Genomic DNA, 18,568 nt, shown 5'->3' with positions numbered 1-18,568 from the left:
GCGCTCACGCCAGGGCCTCCTCGACAATCCGGCCAAGCTCCGGCGCGATGCAGGTCAGGTCTTCTTCGTCCTTGATCAGCACGCCGATCGATCGGCGGAAGGCTTCGGGCCACGGGCTGCCGCCCTTTTCCAGAATGGTCGCGGCGTTGGCCCATTCGACCGCCTCGGCAATTCCGGGCGGCTTGGCCAGCGGGCGGGCACGGATGCTCTGCACGGCTGCCGCCACCGCGCGTGCGGTGTCTTGCGCCACATCGCCGGCGCGCAGCATGATGATGGCGGCCTCGCGCTCGGCGTCGGGATAGGCGATCCAGTGGTAGACGCAGCGGCGGCGCAGCGCCTCGGCGAGTTCGCGGGTGCGGTTCGAGGTCAGGATGACGATCGGCTGAGCTGTGGCGCGGATGGTTCCGCGCTCGGGAATGCTGATCTGGAAATCGGAGAGGAATTCGAGAAGCAGCGCCTCGAATTCATGGTCCGATCGGTCGATCTCGTCGACCAGCAGCACACGCTGCTCGGGCGCCTTCAGCACCTGCAGCAGCGGCCGGGCGATCAGGAAGCGGTCGTCATAGATATCGATCTCGTGCTCGCCGGCATGGCGGATGGCGAGTAACTGGCGCTGGTAGTTCCATTCGTAGAGCGCGTGCGCGGCGTCGATGCCTTCGTAGCATTGCAGCCGTACGAGATCGCGGCCGAGCAGCTGCGCGATCGCCTTGGCCGCTTCCGTCTTGCCGACGCCCGGCGCGCCTTCGAGCAGCAGCGGCTTGCCCAGCCGGATAGCCAGGAAGATGGCGGTTGCCAGGCTGTCATCGGCCAGATAGCGCAAGGCGGCCAGGTGCTGCGCCACTGCCTCCGGCGAGGTCGCTGATGTCTCGGCGTTCACCTCGGGCATTTCGATCACTCAGTTCGCCGCTTGCGCCCTGAGCGCGCGCAGGATGCGCTCTGGCGTGATCGGCAGCGTGTCGATGCGCACGCCGACGGCGTCGAAGACGGCATTGGCAACCGCTGGTATCTGCGGGTTTGCRCACATTTCGCCCGGCCCCTTGGCGCCATAAGGCCCGTCGGCCGACGGTCGCTCCAGCACGATGATCTCGGTCTCGGCAAGATCGCCGGGGCCAGGCATCAGATACTGGTTGAAGTCAGTGCCTCCATGGTCGCGGTTGGGATAGTAGGGCTCGGTCGTCTCGTAGAGCGCGTGGCTGATACCCATCCATGAGCCGCCGACCAGCTGCTGCTCGACCATTTTCGGGTTCAGCGCACGGCCGATCTCAAAAATGTTCTTCACCGTCAGCACTGTGACCTCGCCGGTCTCGTCATCGACCTCGACCTCGGCCACGGTGCAGGCATGTGCATAGCAGGTCGACGGCTTCATCGCGCCGGTCTCTTTATCGGGATAGGAGCGCGGGATCAGGAACATGCCGCGGCCGGAGATCGAGCGGCCGCGCTTGAAATGCGCCGACAGTGCGACGTCGAAGATCGAGATCGACTTTTGCGGCGCGCCCTTGACCAGGATGTTGCCCTGTCCGTCGGTCTCAAGGTCGGAGGCGTTCACTTCCAGCTCTTCTGCGGCCACTTCCAGCATCACCTGGCGGGCCTCCTTGGCGGCCTGGATGACGGCGTTGCCGGCGCGGTGGGTGCCGCGCGAGGCGAAGGTGCCCATGCAGTGCGGGCCGGTGTCGGTGTCGGCGGTATCGACGACGACGCGGTCGGTCGGCACGCCGATGGTCTCGGCGCAGATCTGAGCCATGATCTGTTTCATGCCCTGGCCGAGATCGACTGATGACAGCGTGACCATGAAATTGCCGGTCGGCGTCGAATGCACCAGGGCCTGGGTCGGGTCGCCGCCAAGGTTCATGCCGGTTGGATAGTTGATGGCGGCAACGCCGCGTCCGCGCCTGATCGCCATCTCAAGCTCCCTTCACGTAGGACGACATCGCCATGAATTTTTCCGCCACAGGCCAGTTGGCCGCGCGCGAGGCTTCCTGCATGCACTCGATCAGCGCCGCACCCTCGGTCGGCTGGCGATGCGCCTTCATGTCGCCGTCACGATAGGCGTTGATGAAGCGGAATTCGAGCGGATCCATGCCGATCAGCCGCGCCAGCTTGTCCATCTGCACCTCCAGCGCGAAGTCGCCAATGGTGACGCCGAAGCCGCGCATGGCGGAGGAGGGCGTGCGGTTGGTGTAGACGCAGTAGGTGTCGATCCAGACATTGGGGATGGTGTAGGGGCCGGGATAGTGGCCAGCGCCCTTCTGCGCGCCGTAGGGCGAATGGCGCGAATAGGCGCCGGCGTCGGTATAGCCGGTGACCTTGCGCGCGACGATGCGGCCGTCCTTCATGACGCCGTCCCTGATGACCACCTTTTCGGCGGCCCGCGGCGAGGAGATCTGCATCTCCTCCTCGCGGCTGTAGATGAAGGAAACCGGACGGCCGGTGAGCTTGGCGCCGAGAATGGCGATCGGCTCGACGATGACGTCGACCTTGCCGCCGAAGCCGCCGCCGACGGTGCCGCCGACGAAATGGAGCTTGTTGCCGGGCATTTGCAGGATGATCGAGGCGTTGTCGAGGGTGAAGAACATCGCCTGCGTGTTGGTGTAGCAGGTGAAGCGGTCATTGCCTTCGGGCGCCACCACGCAGCCGGTGGTCTCGGTCGGCGCATGCTCGATCGGCGAGGACTGGTAGCTCTGCTCGAGGACGTGGTCGGCGGCCGCGAAGCCTGCCTCGACATCGCCGAAACGCACCTTGCGGCATTCGCCGCTGTCATAGAGATAATAATTCTGGCCGTGGTACTCGTTGACCAGCGGCGCGCCGGGCTTCAGCGCTTCCTCCATGTCGAAGACGGCCGGCAGCACTTCATAGTCGACCTTGACCTTGGCGGCGGCTTCTTGGGCGGCGCGCTCGGTTTCGGCCAGAACGGCGACCACGGCCTCGCCCTTCCAGCGCACCTTGCCGTCGGCCAGCACCGTCTCGTCCTCCGGTCCAATCTGGATCAGGATCAGGATGGTGTAGACATTGTGCGGCACGTCCTTGGCGGTCAGGATTTTCACCACGCCTGGATGCTTTTCCGCCTCCGCGGTGTCGATCGAGCGGATGCGGGCGTGATGATGCGGGCTGCGCACCATCTTCAGGTGCAGCATGCCGGGGAAATTGCGGTCGGCGAAAAAAGCGGTCTTGCCGGTGACATGACCGGGTGAATCCGAGCGCGGCCGGGGCTGGCCGATCTCGTGCAGATCATCCTTGCGGACGTCGGCGAAGTAGCTCTTGCGCAGTTCCATGTTTGCTTCCCTCAGGCCGCGTTCTGCGAATTGGCGCGGGCTGCACGCAGCACCGCCTGGATGATCGGCTCGTAGCCGGTACAACGGCAGATGTTGCCCGACAGCGCCTCGACCACGTCGTCGCGGCTGGGATTGGGTGTATGGTCGAGCAGCACCTTGGCGGCCATGATCATGCCCGGCGTGCAGAAGCCGCATTGCGTGGCGAAGGTTTCGAGAAAGGCGTGCTGCAGCGGGTGCAGAACGCCACCCTCCGAAAGCCCCGATGTCGTCGTGATGGCCGCACCATTGCAGGCCTCGGCCAGCGTCAGGCATGACAGCCGGAGCTCGCCGTCTATGATGACCGAACAGGCGCCGCAGGTGCCTTGATGGCAGCCGCCTTTCGGCGAGGTGTCGCCGATCTTGTCGCGCAAGGCGTGAAGCAGCGTCGTGCCGCTGTCGATGAATTCGGCCTTTTCAGAACCGTTGAGCGTGAACTGGACCGGGACCTTTGCCATGTTTCCTCCTTGCGCGCCTGCCCGATTGATCGGACAGACGCGCGCCCCCAACGGGTGTTTTCAGGTCAGCAGCAGCCGGCCGAGATGGACCGGCAGCACTTCGTTGCGATACCAGGCGCTGGCGATCGGATCGGTGACGGGCGAGGTGCCTTCGTTGCCCGCAGCGAGCGCAGGGGCGATGCCGTCCTTGGTCAGGCTTTGGCCGATCAATGCTTTTTCCGCCGCCTTGGCGCGCATCGGTCGGTCTGCCATGCAGCCGAGCGCGATCCGCGCCGACGACACGGCGCCGTCGCCGGCCAGTTCAAGCACGGCGGCGATGCTGAGCACCGAGACGCCCTTGGGCTTGACCCGCGACACTTTCAGGAAGCGAAAGCCGTCTGCGTTCGGAAGCGCGAAAGCGACCGAAGTGACGATGGCGCGGTTGCTGTCCCGCCCTGCCAGGAAGGCTTCGATCGGCGTTTCGCCGTCATCGGTGCCAATCGTGGCATCGAGCGCCAGCAGGGCAACGGCGAAGTCGCCATAAGGCGCCGGTGCGAACAGATTGCCGCCAACCGTCGCCATGTTGCGAACCGCCGGGCCGCCGACGGCGCGCGCGGCCTTGGCAAGGAAGCCGAGATCCGGATGACGGCCGATCGCCGCCATGGTCACTGAAGCGCCGATGCGGGCCTTGCCGTCGGTGACGGTAATTGCTGAAAGCGACGGCTCGGCCGAACGGATCAGGCTGGAGACCGAAACATCGCCTTCATTGGCGGCGCGCACGACCAGCGTGCCACCACCGAGATAGCGGGTGCCCTGGGATTTCAGCGCCGCGTTGGCCTCCTTCACCGTCGCAAAAGTCTGCAGTGCTAGCGCCATAGCCAGGCTCCCTCAGCTCTGGCCGGCGAAATGGCTCTTCAAGGCGTTGAAGCCGCCCTGGAAGACATTGGCGCCCATGCCCTCGGCCAGCTTGCTGGCTTCCTCCGGCGCTGCATCGAAGCTGGCGGTCCATTCGGCATAGGTTCGGTCGCCATCCGTCACGCGCCTGAGCTGCAGCGTCGCCATGTGGTTGGTGAGCGGCTGCGGCGTCTCCAGGATCGAGTAGCTGACGAGGAAATTGTTGTCGGAGAAGTCGAGCAGCTTTTCGCGAATGCGGGCGCCACTGGCGAGCTGGAAATTGCGCACGCAGCCGATCGTCGACGCGTCCTTGCCGTCCTCGATATGGCTTTCCACCATGCGCGGGTGCCAGCCTGGCAGGCCGTTAAAGTCGCGAATGCGCGCCCAGACCTGTTCGACCGGTGCGTCGATGACGCTTGAGATGGTGACGTTCGCCATATGGATGTCCCTTGCAGATGCGGCAGTTGGGCAAGGGTAGGGCGGCCAAGTCAAAGGCGCTTATCAATGCGTCTTGAGCCCGTATCAAGGAGTCTGAAAAACGGTGGGAGTCTGAAAAAGGTGGCAGCCGGTTGGCTCAGGCGATCATCCGCGCCGCTTCGCGGTAGAGTGTCGGCGGCACGCCGACATGGTCGCGGAAGAAACGCGAGAAATTGCCCTGCGTGGTGAAGCCGAGATTGCAAGCGACCGAAATCAGCGGCTCCTGCGACCACTGCAATTGCCGCACCGCTTCCTCCATGCGCAGCGTGTTCCAGTAGACATTGGGCGTCAGATTGGTCTGTTCCTTGAACAACGCGAAGAAGTGCGGCCGTGACAAGCCGACCGCGCGCGCCACGTCGTCGAAACAGATGCGCTCGCAGACATTGGCCTTCATCAGCTGGATTGCCTTGCGGACGCGGAAATCCTGCATGGTGTTTATGCGGACGCGCGCTTCCTGCGGCGCCGAAGCGTCCGCGGCATCGAGGACGCTGTCGATGAAACGCTCGATCTCGTAATTGGCGACATCGTCGACGCTTTCATTGTCGATGAGATGATCGAGCAGACTGGCGGCGGCCTGGTGCAGCCAGGGCTCCAGCGTGATCGCGGCCTGCGAGAACAGCGATGCGGACGAAGGCAGGTCGCGGCGCCGCCGCGCCCAGTCGGGATCGATGTAGAAGGCGAGGAACAGGCCCGGCGTGCCGTTTCGCGACAGGACATGGYTGTGCGGCTGAAAGGAGTTGATGCCGGCGGCGGTGCGCGGGCCAAGCCGTACCGTCTCGCGGCCGATGGTCATCTCGCCGGCCGTGCCTTCAAGCCAGATGATCAAATGTGCTTCGACGTGGGCATGGGTGACGAAGTCGCTTGCGACATTCAGGACAGAAACATGTCCGAACCGGCCCCAGTAGAGCCTGATCGCTTCCGTCATGGGTATTCCTCCCGCAGACGACTGGCCTCCCTTCGCCTGCGGGGCGGATTGTGCGGCTGAGTTCGGGGCCGCGTCAAGACGTGGGCCTGTGGCGAGGGTGGATGACGGCCGATGCCGGTGGATTTTCAGACTGAGCGATAGGCAGTGAACCGAACAACGGTGGATGGCCTCGCCGGAGTTGGTGCCTCAAACCGAAGCCGTCATGCCGCCATCGACATAGAGCGTATGGCCGTTGACGAAGGACGATGCATCGGAGGCGAGGAACACGGCGGCGCCGATCAGTTCGTCGACATTGCCCCAGCGCCCGGCCGGCGTGCGCTTCTCCAGCCAGGCGGAAAATTCGGGATTGTCGACCAGCGCCTGGTTCATTTCGGTGCGGAAGTAGCCGGGCGCGATCGCGTTGATCTGCAGGCCGTGTTTTGCCCAGTCGGTGCACATGCCCCTGGTCAGATTCCTGATCGCGCCCTTGGTTGCTGTGTAGGGCGCGATGTTCGGCCGCGCCAGTTCGCTCTGCACCGAGCCGATGTTGATGATCTTGCCCATGCCGCGCGCGATCATGTGGCGGGCGACCGCCTTGCCGGCATGGAAGGCGCCTGACACATTGGTCTTGAACAGCCGCTCCCATTGATCCTCTGGAAAATCCTCGAGCGGGGCGCGGAACTGCACGCCGGCGTTGTTGACGAGGATATCGATGGCGCCGATCTCGGCTTCGATGCGGGCGATGTCCGCGTTGACCGCTTGAAAATCAGTGACGTCGAAGGTCGAGGCGTGCGCCTTGAAGCCGGCATCGCGCAGCTTTTCGACGGCGCCGCCGATCCTGGCGGCATCGCGGCCGTTCAGCACTACGCCGGCGCCATGTTCAGCCAGGCCGCGCGCCAGGGCAAAACCTATGCCCTGACCAGAGCCGGTTACCAGCGCCAGCCGGCCCTCAAGGCTGAACAGCGAGTTTGCCATCAGGCTGTCTTCTGTTCGACCATGATCTCTGGACAAACGGTTTCCGTTTGTCCGAAAAGCCGGTTTCCACTTTCGGGATCATGGTCCTAGTCGTTGCGGCGGAAATTGCGGATGCGGTCGAACAGAACCGCCAGCAGGATGGCGCCGCCGATGAACACGCCTTGCCAGAACGCGTTGATGCCGAGCAGGCCGAGACTGTTGCGGATCACCTCGATGAGCGCCGCGCCGACGATGGCGCCGAAAGCGGTGCCAACGCCGCCGGCAAGGTTGGCGCCGCCGATGACGGTGGCGGCGATGACCTGAAGCTCCATGCCGGTGCCTAGATTGGTGGTGACGGCGCCCAGCCATCCGGTCTGGRTGATACCGGCAATGCCGGCCGACAGCGCAGAAATCATGTAGACGGCGACCTTGATCTGGCGCACCGGAACGCCGGTCAGCGTCGCCGCATGCTCGTTGCCGCCGATGGCGAAGATGTGCCGGCCGAACTTGGTCCAGCGCAGGATGAAGCCGGTGATCAGCGCCAGCAGGATCATGTAAAGCACTGGATTGGCGATGCCGAACACCCAGGCGCCGCCGCCCAGCGCCAGCAGCTTGTTGTGGTCCGGTCCGAACTGGAAGACGACGGTGTTGTTGGAGGCGACCATGGCCAGGCTGCGGGCGATCGACAACATGCCGAGCGTCACCACGAACGGCGGAAAGCCGAGATAGGCGATCAGGATGCCGTTGAAGGCGCCGATGGCAAGCGCGGTTGCGATAGAGGCCAGGATGCCGATCTCGATCGAGTAGCCGGCATGCATGGTGACGGCCAGCACCATCGACGACAGGCACAGCACCGAACCGACCGAGAGGTCGATGCCGCCGGTGATGATGACGAAGGTCATGCCGAGCGCGATGATGGCGACGAAGGTGATGTTGCGGGTGATGTTGTAGAGGTTCTTCTGCGTGGCGAAGGCGTCGGTGGCAAACGACAGGAACAGGCAGGCGAGGATGACCGCGATCACCACCCAGAAGGTCTGGCTGGCAAACAGCTTCGACAGCAAGGTGTGCTGTTTCTGTGCGATCGTCTGGTCAAGGGTGACTGCCATTATCGACCTTTATCTGCCGGTGGAACGCGCTGAAATCAAACCTGTTCGATAGCACCAGTGATCAGCCCGGTGACTTCTTCGGGCGAACTGGACGCGATCGTCTTGTCGGCGACCTTGCGGCCACGCCGCATGACGATGACGCGGTCGGCGACGGTGAAGACGTCGGGCATGCGGTGGCTGATCAGCACGACGGCGATGCCCTGGTCACGCAAATGACGGATCAGGTTCAGCACCTCGGCGACCTGCCGCACCGAGATCGCCGCCGTCGGCTCGTCCATCAGCACGATCTTGGCTTGCGACAGCATGGTGCGGGCGATCGCCACCGCCTGGCGCTGGCCACCCGACATCTGCTTGACGAGGTCGCGCGGGCGAGTCTCGGACTTGAGCTCCGCGAAGATCTGGCCGGCGCGCTTGTACATAGAAGCGTAGTCGAGGATGCGGAAGGGGCCGACGCCGCGGCGCARTTCACGGCCGAGATAGACRTTSGCCGCTGCCGTCAGATTGTTGCAGAGCGCCAGGTCCTGGTGGACGATCTCAATGCCGTGCTGGCGGGCTTCGACCGGCTTGTGCAGGATCAAATCCTTGCCGTCCATCTGCATGGTGCCGTGGCTCGGGCGGAAATTGCCGGCGATCATCTTGACCAGCGTCGACTTGCCGGCGCCATTGTCGCCCATCAGGCCGACCACCTGGCCGGGCTCGATCGACAAAGACACGTCGTTGACCGCCTGGATGGCGCCGAAATGCTTCGATATGTTGGTGAGTTCGAGAACCGCCACCAGCCTTCTTGCCTCCCCGTGCTTTGCGACCTGCTGCTGTTCCCGGCGTCAATGCCGGCGCTGCTTTGGCCTCGCTCTTCCCAGCTCCTCCCGGAAACAGCGTTAGCGTTCTTTTACGCAAAAGCCGGCGCGCGTCAATCAATTGTCGGACGAATTAAGGTTGGATTATTCTAAAAATCCGTTTTGTAGGACAAATAGCATTGACGTTGGCGGCGAGCCGATATTAGCTAAGCGTCGGAGGAGATTATGCCGGTCCCTGCCTGCGGTTCGCCGGGTGGAATCGGTGGAGGTTTATCGGTGGAGGTTCCGGCTGCACCCCGTGTGTTGAGCCGGTCCAAGGCCGCATCTGGAAATGCTTATCGATCTGTCTTGGCGATACGAGAGCTCGCGAAACGAACCTCGGTCATCACGCGTCCGGTCGATCTGTGTGGCGGGCACGCCGTGTCCGTCTGTTTCAAGGGAGGACTGATATGAGGAAATCACTTTTGCTTGCCGCCGCCGCCATGATGGCGCTTGGCGCCGGACCGGCTTTGGCCAAGAAACAGCTCGTCATTGTCGTGAAAGGTCTCGACAATCCGTTCTTCGAAGCCATCCACCAGGGTTGCGAGAAATGGAACAAGGAAAACGCCAGCTCGGAATATGAATGCTTCTACACCGGCCCTGCTTCGACCTCGGACGAGGCCGGCGAGGCGCAGATCGTCCAGGACATGTTGAGCAAGGCCGACACCGTGGCGATGGCGATTTCGCCATCCAATGCGCCGCTGATCGCGCAGACCATCAAGACCGCCAATCCGACGATCCCGATCATGACGGTCGATGCCGACCTCAGCAAGGAAGATGCGGCGCTGCGCAAGACCTATCTCGGCACCGACAACTATTTGATGGGCAAGAAGATCGGCGAGTACATCAAGAAGGGCAAGCCGAATGGCGGCACGATCTGCACCATCGAGGGCAATCCTGCGGCCGACAACATCTTGCGTCGTGCGCAAGGCATGCGTGACGCACTGTCGGGCAAGGAAGGCCTCGCGGCGCTCGCCGGCGAAGGTGGCTGGACCGAAGTCGCCGGCTGCCCGGTGTTCACCAATGACGATGGCGCCAAGGGCGTTCAGGCGATGACCGATATCCTCGCCGCCAACCCCAAGCTCGACGCGTTCGGCATCATGGGCGGCTGGCCGCTGTTCGGTGCGCCGCAGCCCTATCGCGATCTGTTCGGGCCGCTCAAGGACCGCATCGCCAGCAACGACTTCGTCATCGGCGCTGCCGATACGATTGGCGACGAGGTGGCGATTGCTCGCGACGGCCTGGTCACCGCACTGGTCGGCCAGCGGCCGTTCGAAATGGGCTACAAGGCACCATCGGTGATGATCGACCTGATCGAAGGCAAGGCCGTCGCCGATCCGGTGTTTACCGGTCTCGACGAATGCACCAAGGACACGGTCGACACCTGCATCCAAAAGTAGGTTCCTTATTTGGGGCGCTCGGTAACGGGCGCCCCGTCGATTCCTGAACGGGACGCTGTGGTTGGGGCGACAGGCTCCGGCTTTGTCGCGTCCATGGTCTGGATTTTTCGGCAACGAGATCGGCGCGCCGTGCGGGTTCGGACCAGTCCGGACGACAGACGGCCGACGCATTGGAACGTGGATGCCGGACAAGAAGTCAAAGAAGCGAACCGACCGGGCCAAGGCACAAGACAGCCTCCGTCCGGTTGTCATGCGCAGGGCTGGCGCTGCACACTTTCCGGGAGCGAGCGTTCATGTCTCGCTGGCCAGCGAGATTGGTCTCAGGATCGTGCGCGGCGATTATCTGCCCGGCACCATCCTGCCCAACGAGGCCAAATGGGCCGAAATCTTCAATGTCAGCCGTTCGGCGGTGCGCGAAGCCATCAAGATGCTGATGGCCAAGAGCCTTCTGGCCTCGCGCCCCAAGATCGGCAGCTGGGTCGAGCCGAAAGAGCGCTGGAACCTGCTCGACCGCGACGTGCTGGCCTGGTACGCGACGGCGCCAGACCGCGAGGCTTTCCTGCGCACCGTGCAGGAGTTTCGCCATATCATCGAGCCGGAAGCGTCGGCCTTTGCCGCCATGCGGCGCAGCGACGAGCAAATGGCCGAGATCAGCCAGGCCTGCCGCGAGATGGGCGATGCCTTGAGCCTGCAGGAGCGTATCCGCGCCGACACGCGTTTTCATCTCGCCATCCTGCGCGCCTCCGGCAACGATCTGCTGGTGCCGCTCGGCGTGCTGATCGAATCGGCACTCGACCATCTCTTCGACTTTACGACGCAGAGGGTTGGTGACCAGCGACAGGCGCAGAAGCTGCATGAGGCGATCGAGAAGAACATCCGGCTGCGGCGTCCGACAGCCGCGCGCAACGCCGTGCACAAACTGCTTGAGAACACCGATGAAGGGATCGGACGGTCAAGGCGATGGTAGTGCGGCAGTGACAGCCGGCCCTTCGGGCTTTCCCTTTAAAATGTCCACTGGCCCTTTTTTCCGCCCGGAAGCGGACCCGGCCTTCACCGTTCGAAACTCGAAAAGCCAAGCAATTGGCTTTTGGTCAGTTGCGCGGACCGCTTCTCACCTCAAATCGTCTGTTTCTTGCCATCCTTGGTCGGCATCAGGTCGACGCCGTTGACCTTGCCGATATGGGTTGCCAGCATCGGCACGAATTGCTCGGCCGGGCCGGTGGCGAAGGCGCCGGCGAAAGAGTTCTTGGTGGCGTTGCCGAGCGGGTTGGCGATGCCGGCCGCGCCGGCCATCGATTCCAGATAGGTCAGGTCCTTGAAGGCGTTGGCGATGGAGAATTTGTGGGCGTCGCGGTCGCCCTCCAGCGTCCAGCGCATGAAGGTCTGGTAGAAGCCGCAATCCATGCGGCCGTTGCGGATGACGCTGTCGAAGCGCGGCGGTGAGATGCCGACTTTCTGCGCCAGCGCCAGGGCCTCGGAATAGATCGCGGCATAGCCGAGCGAGATGAAATTGTTGAGCAGCTTCATGCGGTGGCCGTCACCAGTGTCGCCGATATGAACGATGCGGCCGGCCCAGGTTTCGAGCACCGGCTTCACCCGGGTGAAGACGGCGTCCGGCGCTCCGACCATGGCGTCGAGCGTGCCTTCCCAGGCCTCCTTCGGCGTGCGGCTCAGTGGCGCATCGACATAGTCGATGCCGAGTGCTTTGAGTTCGGCCGCCAATGCAATGGTCGAGACCGGATCGGAGGTCGAGCAGTCAACGACGACCGCGCCCTTTTTCAAGCCCTCCTTGAGGCCGCCGGGGCCGCGAATGATGGCCTCGACTTCGCGCGAACCGGTGACGCAGATGAAGACAATGTCCGATGCCGCCGCGACGTCGCGTGAGGTCGATGCTTCGGTGGCGCCCCGGCCAAGCAGGTCTTCCGCCGGCTTGCGGTTCTTGCGGCCGAGAAAGGTCAGGCTGTAGCCCTTGTCGACGATGTTCTTGGCGATCCCATGCCCCATCAGGCCAAGGCCGATGAAGCCGATCTTTTCGCTCGCGGCAGTCGTGTTCATGTCTTCAAGTCCTGTTGCAATGATTGATGATCAGCGCTGCCGTTTTGCAGGCGAGGGTGGTTGCGGATTGCGATTTTGTCTGACAATACACATAAATCCCAGCGTATGTGGAGAGCAAAATGACGAAGCGGATCATGTTCACCGGCGGCAGCGGCAAGGCCGGACGCCATGTCGTGCAGTATCTGGTGGAGCAGGGCTGCCAGGTGCTCAACATCGACACCAAGCCGCTCGACAATCCCAAGGTGCGCACGCTGATCACCGACATCACCGACAGCGGACAGGTGTTCAACGCGCTGTCGAGTTATATGGGATTGCACGAATTCGACCCGTCGCTGCGCTCCCAGCCGGTCGATGCGGTGGTGCATTTCGCAGCCATCCCGCGCATCATGATCACCACCGACAACGAGGTGTTCCGCATCAATGCGCTCGGCACCTACAATGTCATCGAGGCGGCGGTGAAGCTCGGCATCCGCAAGGTGGTGATTGCCTCCAGCGAAACCACCTATGGGCTGGTGTTCGCCAACGAGCCCCGTGATCCCCAGTATTTCCCGCTCGACGAGGACTACGATGTCGATCCGATGGACAGCTACGCGCTTTCCAAGGTCGTCAACGAGAAGACGGCGCGCGCCTTTGCTCTGCGCAACGGCACCGACATCTATGCGCTGCGCATCGGCAACGTCATCGAACCACATGAATATTCGCTGTTTCCGAAATGGTTCGCCGACCCGGGTTTCCGCARGCGCATTGCCTGGAGCTATGTCGRTGCGCGCGACCTTGGCCAGATCACCCTGCGTGCCATCGAGAAGGACGGGCTCGGCTATCAGGTGTTCAACGCCGCCAATGACGATACTTCATCCGACCTGCCGACCGCCGAACTCCTGAAGCGGTTCTATCCCAGCGTACCGGTCAAGGCCGAACTCGGCGAATACGAGACGCTGCTGTCGAACCGCAAGGCGCGGGATATTCTCGGCTTTCGTCCGGAGCACAGCTGGCGCAAATACGTCAAGCAGGCCTGATCCGCAGGGGCAATCGGGCTGATCTGTGCACAGCGGCCGGCTTTGCCGCCTGAGCCGCTTGCCGCGCTTGACAGCCCCTGCAATCCGGCCTTTCTGGAGCCTATGCGGGACGCGAAGCCGAACAAGGAAAAATCGCCAGCGAAAGCGGCCTCCGGCGAGCGCACGGCGGGCGTTCGCCGACCAGACGCGGCGCGCATCCCCGGCTCGAGCGTCCATGCTTCGCTGGCCAGCGAGATTGGTCTCAGGATCGTGCGCGGCGACTATCCGCCCGGTACCATCCTGCCCAATGAAGCGAAATGGTCGGAGACCTTCAGCGTGAGCCGCTCGGCGGTGCGCGAAGCGATCAAGATGCTGATGGCCAAGAGCCTGTTGGCGTCGCGCCCCAAGATCGGCAGCTGGGTCGAGCCGAAGGAACGCTGGAACCTTCTCGATCGCGACGTGCTCGCCTGGTACGCGACGTCCCCGGATCGCGAGGTGTTCCTGAAGACCGTGCAGGAGTTCCGCCACATCATCGAGCCGGAAGCGACCGCCTTTGCCGCCATGCGGCGGACCGACGAGCAGATGGCCGAGATCAGCCAGGCCTGCCGCGAGATGGGCGAGGCGACGAGCCTGCAGGAGCGCACGCGTGCCGACACGCGTTTCCACCTGGCGATCCTGCGGGCATCCGGCAACGACCTTTTGGTGCCACTCGGCGTGCTCATCGAATCCGCGTTCGACCACCTGTTCGCCTATACGACACGGGAGCTGGATGATTTGCAGCACGCACAGAAGCTGCACGAGGCGATCGAGAAGAACATCCGCCTGCAGCGGCCGGATGCGGCGCGCAACGCGGTGCGCAAGTTGTTGGCCAACACTGACGGCGTCATCCGTTCGCGCTAGGCGCGGCTAATCCTCTTTCTCCCGCCCGAAGGCGCCGCGAAGCTCGTCCTTGGCGTCCTCAAGCACTTGTCTGCGCGAAGCGGGCAGATTCTTGCCAGCGCGGTTGATGTAGAAGTTCAGCATCGACATGGCGGACTGGAACGGCTCGGCCTTGCGCCGGAGGCTGTGTTCGGCGGATCGCTTGAGAGAGGCGGCGATCTTCCTGGCGTCGTCGGATTCGAAGACGTGGTCCTCGAGATCCATCGCGTCGCTGTGCTCCGTCACCTCGGCCGACCATTTCTTCTTCGCGGTCATGGCAGGACTCCTTTGCAGGGTGGCTTGCCAGGAAACTCCACACCTTGGCATCGGTTCCGCATTCGCGTGGGGTCTGGTGCGACGGATTTGCCCGCCGTGGCGCTGCTGCGCGTTGCGAATGTGCCGATAGTGGCGCAAACGGCAGCCGATTTTCGAGACCGCCGACAGGAAACGCCTTGACCCGAACCGACTTGAGCCGGCCGAGCCCCGGGATCGACAGCAGCTATGCCTGGATGCGGCTCGCGATTTCGATGCTGCTGGCGACGATCGGCGGCGTCGGCATGTGGGCTGTCGTCGTCGTGCTGCCCGCTGTGCAGGCCGAGTTCGGCGTTGATCGCGCCGCGGCGTCCATGCCTTACACCGCGACCATGGTCGGTTTCGCCGCCGGCAACGTGCTGGTCGGCCGCGCCATCGACCGCATGGGCTACTGGATCCCCGCGCTGCTCTCCTCGATTGCGCTCGCCGCCGGCCTCCTGCTGGCGGCGCTGTCGACCTCGATCCTGCAATTCACCCTTGCTCAAGGGCTATTGATCGGTGTCGGCACATCGGTGATCTTCGGGCCGCTGATCGCCGATAGCTCGCACTGGTTCAACCGCCGGCGCGGTGTCGCGGTGACCGCGGCGGCCGCTGGCAACTACCTTGCCGGAGCGATCTGGCCAACCATCATGCCGACGCTGATGACGGCAGAAGGCTGGCGCTTCACCTATGCCGCGATCGGCGTCTTCTGCCTTGTGACCATGGTGCCGCTGGTGCTGTTGCTGCGGCGCGGTGCTCCGGAGACTGCCGCAGCTGGTTCGCCGGGAAGCCGGCCGGTGCAGCCGATCTCGCTGTCGCCGGCGGCGTTGCAGGTGCTTCTGGTCGTCGCCGGCCTCGGCTGCTGCGTGGCGATGTCGATGCCGCAGGTGCATATCGTCGCCTATTGCATGGACCTCGGCTACGGCATGGCGCACGGCGCCGACATGCTGTCGATCATGATGGCGGCGGGCGTCGTCAGCCGGCTGGCCTCCGGGTTTCTCGCCGACCGCATCGGCGGCGTGAAGACGCTGCTCGTCGGCTCGGTGCTGCAATGCCTATCACTGCTGTTCTACATTCCCTTCGACGGACTTGCCTCGCTTTACGTCGTATCGTTGGTGTTCGGCCTGTCGCAAGGCGGCATCGTGCCCTGCTACGCGATCCTCGTGCGCGAATACATGCCGGCCAAAGAGGCCGGCCAGCGCATCGGCATCGTCATGATGGCGACGATCTTCGGCATGGCGATCGGCGGCTGGATGTCGGGTTGGATCTACGATCTGACCGGCTCCTACGCCGCGGCATTCCTGAACGGTATCGCGTGGAATCTGCTGAACATACTGGCGATCGGTCTGTTGTTTTGGAGGGCAAGGCAACGTGCCATGGCGATGGCTTGAAAGGGCAGAGTTATTTCGCGTTGCTTGACAAGGGCGAAAGGCTGCGCGACGCCAGACACGAGTGGGTGCGGCAAGGCAAGCCGGGTGAGATGACGACAGCGAGGACGATCGTATCCCCGCGCTTCGGTGGGTGCACTTCCGAGGGAGCGGGTCCTTGATCAAGCCGCGCTCGCGCCGGGGCGGCGGCCGCCCGACCATTGCCGATGTCGCGCGCAAGGCCGGTGTCGGCGCCATCACCGTGTCGCGCGCCCTGCGCGAGCCGGAGCGCGTCTCGGAGGATTTGCGACGCCAGATCCAGGCCGCGGTCGACGAACTTGGCTACGTGCCGGACCCGAATGCGCGAGCACTGGCTTCGGCGCGCGCCGAGGTGTTCGGCGTGCTGGTGCCGTCGCTCACCAACAACGTCTTTGCCGAGGTGGTGCGCGGCATCTATGACAGCCTGTCGGCCAGCCCGTTCCGCATCCAGCTTGGCAACACCCATTATTCCGGCCTCGAAGAAGAGCGGCTGCTGCAGGTCTTCGGTTCGCAGCGGCCGGCAGCGCTGATCGTCGCCGGCATCGACCAGACACCGACCTCGCGAAAACTGCTGGAGAGCGCCGGCTGCCCGGTGGTGCAGGTCATGGAAACCGGGCCCGATCCTGTCGACATGATGGTCGGCTTCTCGCATTTCGACGGCGGCAGGACGGCGACCGAGCATCTGATCGAGACAGGCTACCGCCGCATCGGCTTCATCGGCGCGCGCATGGACCCGCGCTCGCAGCGGCGCCTTGCCGGCTATCGCGCGGCGATGGAGGCCGCCGGGCTGTTCGACCCACGCCTCGTCACCACCACGCCGGTGCTGTCGAGCGTGCCGCTCGGGCGCGAAATGCTCCGCGACGCGCTGGCCAAGGTACCGACGCTCGACGGTGTGTTCTGCAACAATGACGACATCGCGCTCGGCGTGTTGTTCGAGTGCCATCGCGCCTCGATCGCGGTGCCGAAGACGATAGGCATCGTCGGCTTCAACGATCTCGACATGATGCAGGTGGCGTTTCCTTCGATCACCAGCATCCGCACCCACCGCTATGAGATCGGCCGACGTGCGGTCGCCATGGCGCTGGCGGCGATCGCCGGCAACAGGCCGGAACAACGGATCGTCGATCTCGGCTTCGAACTCAAGCGCCGCGAGAGCACCGCCCGTTGAAACACACAGAAGCGACTGTGTGAATGCCGGTTTACACAACGTCATGGTAGCGCTACCAATTTCGTAGAGTGGAAACTTACGGCAAAAGCCAAGGCCTGTTTATTATATATAAGCGACAGCTGATGCTTGTTTATTATGTATAATATGATAGTTTTTATTTCCCATTTAGAGGTGGCAAGGGAGGGACCCGGGTCGACATTGGCGACTTAAGAAAGCGCTGCAGGCAAGGCAGGAGGTGCCTAGCCGGACGCGTGAAGTGCATGGCAGCCAACAACAATCAAAACTGCAACTGGGAGGAATATCGATGATCAAGTCACTCGTGGGTGGCATCGTTGCCGCCACTGCATTTGTCATGCTCAACTCGGCCGCAATGGCCGCCGGCCCCGAAGTCGTGAAGGGACCAGCCGCCGAACCGGATTGCTTCGCGCCCTGGGCCGCAGATACGCAGTTCTTCAAGTTTCCCAAGAAAGATGGCCCATACCGGATCGCGCTCGCCAATGGCTATATCGCCAACACGTGGCGCATCCAGATGATCCAGACGGCCAAGGCTTACGCAGCGCAGAAGGACGTCGCCGCCAAGCTGAAGGAATTCAAGGTGGTGTCGACCGGCGAGGATGTGCCGGCGCAGATCTCGGCGATCAACAACTTCATCGATTCCGGCTATGACGCCATTGTTGTCAACGCGCAGAACCCGACCGCTTTCGCGCCGGTCATCAAGCGCGCCAAGGAAGCCGGCGTCGTGCTGGTCGCCTTCGACAACATTCTCGATACCAAGGATGCCATCAACGTCAATGTCGATCAGAAGGGCCTTGGCGAACTTTGGGGCAAATGGCTGACCGGCCATATACCCGAAGGCGGCAAGATTCTTGAAGTCCGTGGCGTTGCCGGCACGTCGGTCGACACCGATCGCCACAATGGCATCCATGAGGTTCTCGACGCGTCGGGCAAGAAATGGGACGTCACCGAAGTCGCCGGCAAGTGGGACGATCCGACGGCGCAGAAAGTCACGGCTGACGCGATCGCCACCAATGGTCCGTTCGTCGGCATCACCGGCCAGGGTGGCGACACCGGCATCGTGCAGGCGATGATCGACGCCAAGCATCCGTTCGTGCCGTTCGGCGGCGAAACAGAGAACGGCTTCCGCAAATTCTGCGCGGCCCATGCGGCGGACGGATTGAAATGCTCGTCAGCCGGTACCGGCCCCGCCCAGGTGGCGGTTGCTATCAAGACGGCGATAGCAGCCCTTGAAGGCAACGTCGTCCCGCAGTCGGTCAAGCTACCGCTTGCGATCGTCGAGGATCCGAACTTCAAGGCAGGTCAGGATTTCTTCCCTGATCAGTCCGACAATTTCTTCGTCGGCAATTCCTTCCCGACTTGCGGTATCAATTTCACCGCGCAGGAAATCATGGGCCAGACCAAGGC

19 protein-coding genes are annotated in these 18,568 nt (G+C 63.2%); 7 read left to right on the top strand and 12 right to left on the bottom strand.

Annotation, left to right across the window (positions count from 1 at the left end; translation table 11 throughout):
- Nucleotides 1-4: 4 nt before the first annotated feature.
- From AC1D0I_RS22965 to AC1D0I_RS22920, 10 genes are all read right to left on the bottom strand, one after another.
- A complete protein-coding gene (locus AC1D0I_RS22965; RefSeq protein WP_477397990.1) occupies nt 5-886 on the bottom strand; it encodes an AAA family ATPase in 882 nt (293 codons plus the stop codon).
- A 9-nt stretch (nt 887-895) separates the two neighbouring features.
- Complete coding sequence (locus tag AC1D0I_RS22960; RefSeq protein ID WP_477397927.1) at nt 896-1,900, bottom strand: xanthine dehydrogenase family protein molybdopterin-binding subunit; 1,005 nt, start codon at nt 1,898-1,900, stop codon at nt 896-898.
- A 1-nt stretch (nt 1,901) separates the two neighbouring features.
- Complete coding sequence (locus tag AC1D0I_RS22955; RefSeq protein WP_477397925.1) at nt 1,902-3,269, bottom strand: xanthine dehydrogenase family protein molybdopterin-binding subunit; 1,368 nt, start codon at nt 3,267-3,269, stop codon at nt 1,902-1,904.
- Nucleotides 3,270-3,280: 11 nt separating this feature from the next.
- On the bottom strand, nt 3,281-3,763 hold the full coding sequence (locus tag AC1D0I_RS22950; protein ID WP_477397923.1) for a (2Fe-2S)-binding protein: 483 nt from the start codon (nt 3,761-3,763) through the stop codon (nt 3,281-3,283).
- Between the two features lie 60 nt (nt 3,764-3,823).
- Nucleotides 3,824-4,618, bottom strand: coding sequence for an FAD binding domain-containing protein (locus AC1D0I_RS22945; RefSeq protein ID WP_477397921.1), 795 nt, complete (start codon nt 4,616-4,618; stop codon nt 3,824-3,826).
- Nucleotides 4,619-4,630: 12 nt separating this feature from the next.
- Nucleotides 4,631-5,074: an SRPBCC family protein gene (locus AC1D0I_RS22940; RefSeq protein WP_477397919.1), complete on the bottom strand. Its 444-nt coding sequence runs from the start codon at nt 5,072-5,074 to the stop codon at nt 4,631-4,633.
- A 136-nt stretch (nt 5,075-5,210) separates the two neighbouring features.
- Nucleotides 5,211-6,038 (bottom strand): helix-turn-helix domain-containing protein, encoded by an 828-nt coding sequence (locus AC1D0I_RS22935; protein WP_477397917.1) that lies wholly within the window; start codon nt 6,036-6,038, stop codon nt 5,211-5,213.
- 186 nt (nt 6,039-6,224) lie between these two features.
- Entirely contained in the window at nt 6,225-6,992 is a 768-nt protein-coding gene (locus AC1D0I_RS22930) for an SDR family oxidoreductase (RefSeq protein ID WP_477397915.1), read from the bottom strand.
- Nucleotides 6,993-7,078: 86 nt separating this feature from the next.
- Nucleotides 7,079-8,077 carry an ABC transporter permease gene (locus tag AC1D0I_RS22925; RefSeq protein WP_477397913.1) on the bottom strand — a complete coding sequence of 333 codons (999 nt, stop codon included), beginning with the start codon at nt 8,075-8,077 and terminating at the stop codon, nt 7,079-7,081.
- A 35-nt stretch (nt 8,078-8,112) separates the two neighbouring features.
- Nucleotides 8,113-8,853, bottom strand: a complete 741-nt coding sequence (locus AC1D0I_RS22920; RefSeq protein ID WP_095091448.1) for an ATP-binding cassette domain-containing protein — start codon at nt 8,851-8,853, stop codon at nt 8,113-8,115.
- A gap of 470 nt (nt 8,854-9,323) precedes the next feature.
- On the opposite strand from AC1D0I_RS22920, the gene AC1D0I_RS22915 reads away from it, so the two are divergent.
- Nucleotides 9,324-10,313, top strand: a complete 990-nt coding sequence (locus AC1D0I_RS22915) for a sugar-binding protein (protein WP_184875023.1) — start codon at nt 9,324-9,326, stop codon at nt 10,311-10,313.
- Between the two features lie 181 nt (nt 10,314-10,494).
- Nucleotides 10,495-11,280 carry a FadR/GntR family transcriptional regulator gene (locus AC1D0I_RS22910; RefSeq protein WP_477397911.1) on the top strand — a complete coding sequence of 262 codons (786 nt, stop codon included), beginning with the start codon at nt 10,495-10,497 and terminating at the stop codon, nt 11,278-11,280.
- 149 nt (nt 11,281-11,429) lie between these two features.
- Here the strand turns inward: AC1D0I_RS22910 and AC1D0I_RS22905 are convergent, their stop codons facing one another.
- Nucleotides 11,430-12,368 carry an NAD(P)-dependent oxidoreductase gene (locus tag AC1D0I_RS22905; RefSeq protein ID WP_477397909.1) on the bottom strand — a complete coding sequence of 313 codons (939 nt, stop codon included), beginning with the start codon at nt 12,366-12,368 and terminating at the stop codon, nt 11,430-11,432.
- 119 nt (nt 12,369-12,487) lie between these two features.
- On the opposite strand from AC1D0I_RS22905, the gene AC1D0I_RS22900 reads away from it, so the two are divergent.
- Both AC1D0I_RS22900 and AC1D0I_RS22895 read left to right on the top strand, forming a co-directional pair.
- The gene (locus tag AC1D0I_RS22900) at nt 12,488-13,384 is read left to right on the top strand and encodes an NAD-dependent epimerase/dehydratase family protein (RefSeq protein ID WP_477397907.1); all 897 of its coding nucleotides are present in this window, start codon (nt 12,488-12,490) and stop codon (nt 13,382-13,384) included.
- A gap of 102 nt (nt 13,385-13,486) precedes the next feature.
- Nucleotides 13,487-14,263, top strand: a complete 777-nt coding sequence (locus AC1D0I_RS22895) for a FadR/GntR family transcriptional regulator (protein WP_477397905.1) — start codon at nt 13,487-13,489, stop codon at nt 14,261-14,263.
- A gap of 6 nt (nt 14,264-14,269) precedes the next feature.
- On the opposite strand, the gene AC1D0I_RS22890 is transcribed toward AC1D0I_RS22895, so the two are convergent.
- Nucleotides 14,270-14,557 (bottom strand): DUF3175 domain-containing protein, encoded by a 288-nt coding sequence (locus tag AC1D0I_RS22890; RefSeq protein WP_477397903.1) that lies wholly within the window; start codon nt 14,555-14,557, stop codon nt 14,270-14,272.
- A 176-nt stretch (nt 14,558-14,733) separates the two neighbouring features.
- Between AC1D0I_RS22890 and AC1D0I_RS22885 the strand changes: the two genes are divergently transcribed.
- The 3 genes from AC1D0I_RS22885 to AC1D0I_RS22875 all read left to right on the top strand — a co-directional run.
- Entirely contained in the window at nt 14,734-15,963 is a 1,230-nt protein-coding gene (locus AC1D0I_RS22885) for an MFS transporter (protein WP_477397901.1), read from the top strand.
- A gap of 154 nt (nt 15,964-16,117) precedes the next feature.
- Complete coding sequence (gene gntR, locus AC1D0I_RS22880) at nt 16,118-17,146, top strand: HTH-type transcriptional regulator GntR (protein WP_477397899.1); 1,029 nt, start codon at nt 16,118-16,120, stop codon at nt 17,144-17,146.
- 304 nt (nt 17,147-17,450) lie between these two features.
- Nucleotides 17,451-18,568, top strand: a 1,118-nt coding sequence (locus AC1D0I_RS22875; protein ID WP_477397897.1) for a sugar ABC transporter substrate-binding protein, incomplete at its 3' end; no start/stop codon positions are given.

This window comes from Mesorhizobium sp. P2_D1, assembly GCF_056404455.1.
Note: the sequence above shows the minus strand (reverse complement) of the source record. Positions and strands in the feature narration are given on the sequence as shown.

Bases quoted from the DNA above. Each gene is read 5' to 3' on its own strand.
- AC1D0I_RS22895 (WP_477397905.1), top strand. From the start codon at position 13,487: ATGCGGGACGCGAAGCCGAACAAGGAAAAATCGCCAGCGAAAGCGGCC.
- AC1D0I_RS22945 (WP_477397921.1), bottom strand. From the start codon at position 4,618: ATGGCGCTAGCACTGCAGACTTTTGCGACGGTGAAGGAGGCCAACGCG.
- AC1D0I_RS22940 (WP_477397919.1), bottom strand. From the start codon at position 5,074: ATGGCGAACGTCACCATCTCAAGCGTCATCGACGCACCGGTCGAACAG.
- AC1D0I_RS22905 (WP_477397909.1), bottom strand. From the start codon at position 12,368: ATGAACACGACTGCCGCGAGCGAAAAGATCGGCTTCATCGGCCTTGGC.
- AC1D0I_RS22930 (WP_477397915.1), bottom strand. From the start codon at position 6,992: ATGGCAAACTCGCTGTTCAGCCTTGAGGGCCGGCTGGCGCTGGTAACC.
- AC1D0I_RS22965 (WP_477397990.1), bottom strand. From the start codon at position 886: ATGCCCGAGGTGAACGCCGAGACATCAGCGACCTCGCCGGAGGCAGTG.
- AC1D0I_RS22915 (WP_184875023.1), top strand. From the start codon at position 9,324: ATGAGGAAATCACTTTTGCTTGCCGCCGCCGCCATGATGGCGCTTGGC.
- AC1D0I_RS22955 (WP_477397925.1), bottom strand. From the start codon at position 3,269: ATGGAACTGCGCAAGAGCTACTTCGCCGACGTCCGCAAGGATGATCTG.
- AC1D0I_RS22890 (WP_477397903.1), bottom strand. From the start codon at position 14,557: ATGACCGCGAAGAAGAAATGGTCGGCCGAGGTGACGGAGCACAGCGAC.
- AC1D0I_RS22910 (WP_477397911.1), top strand. From the start codon at position 10,495: ATGCCGGACAAGAAGTCAAAGAAGCGAACCGACCGGGCCAAGGCACAA.
- AC1D0I_RS22950 (WP_477397923.1), bottom strand. From the start codon at position 3,763: ATGGCAAAGGTCCCGGTCCAGTTCACGCTCAACGGTTCTGAAAAGGCC.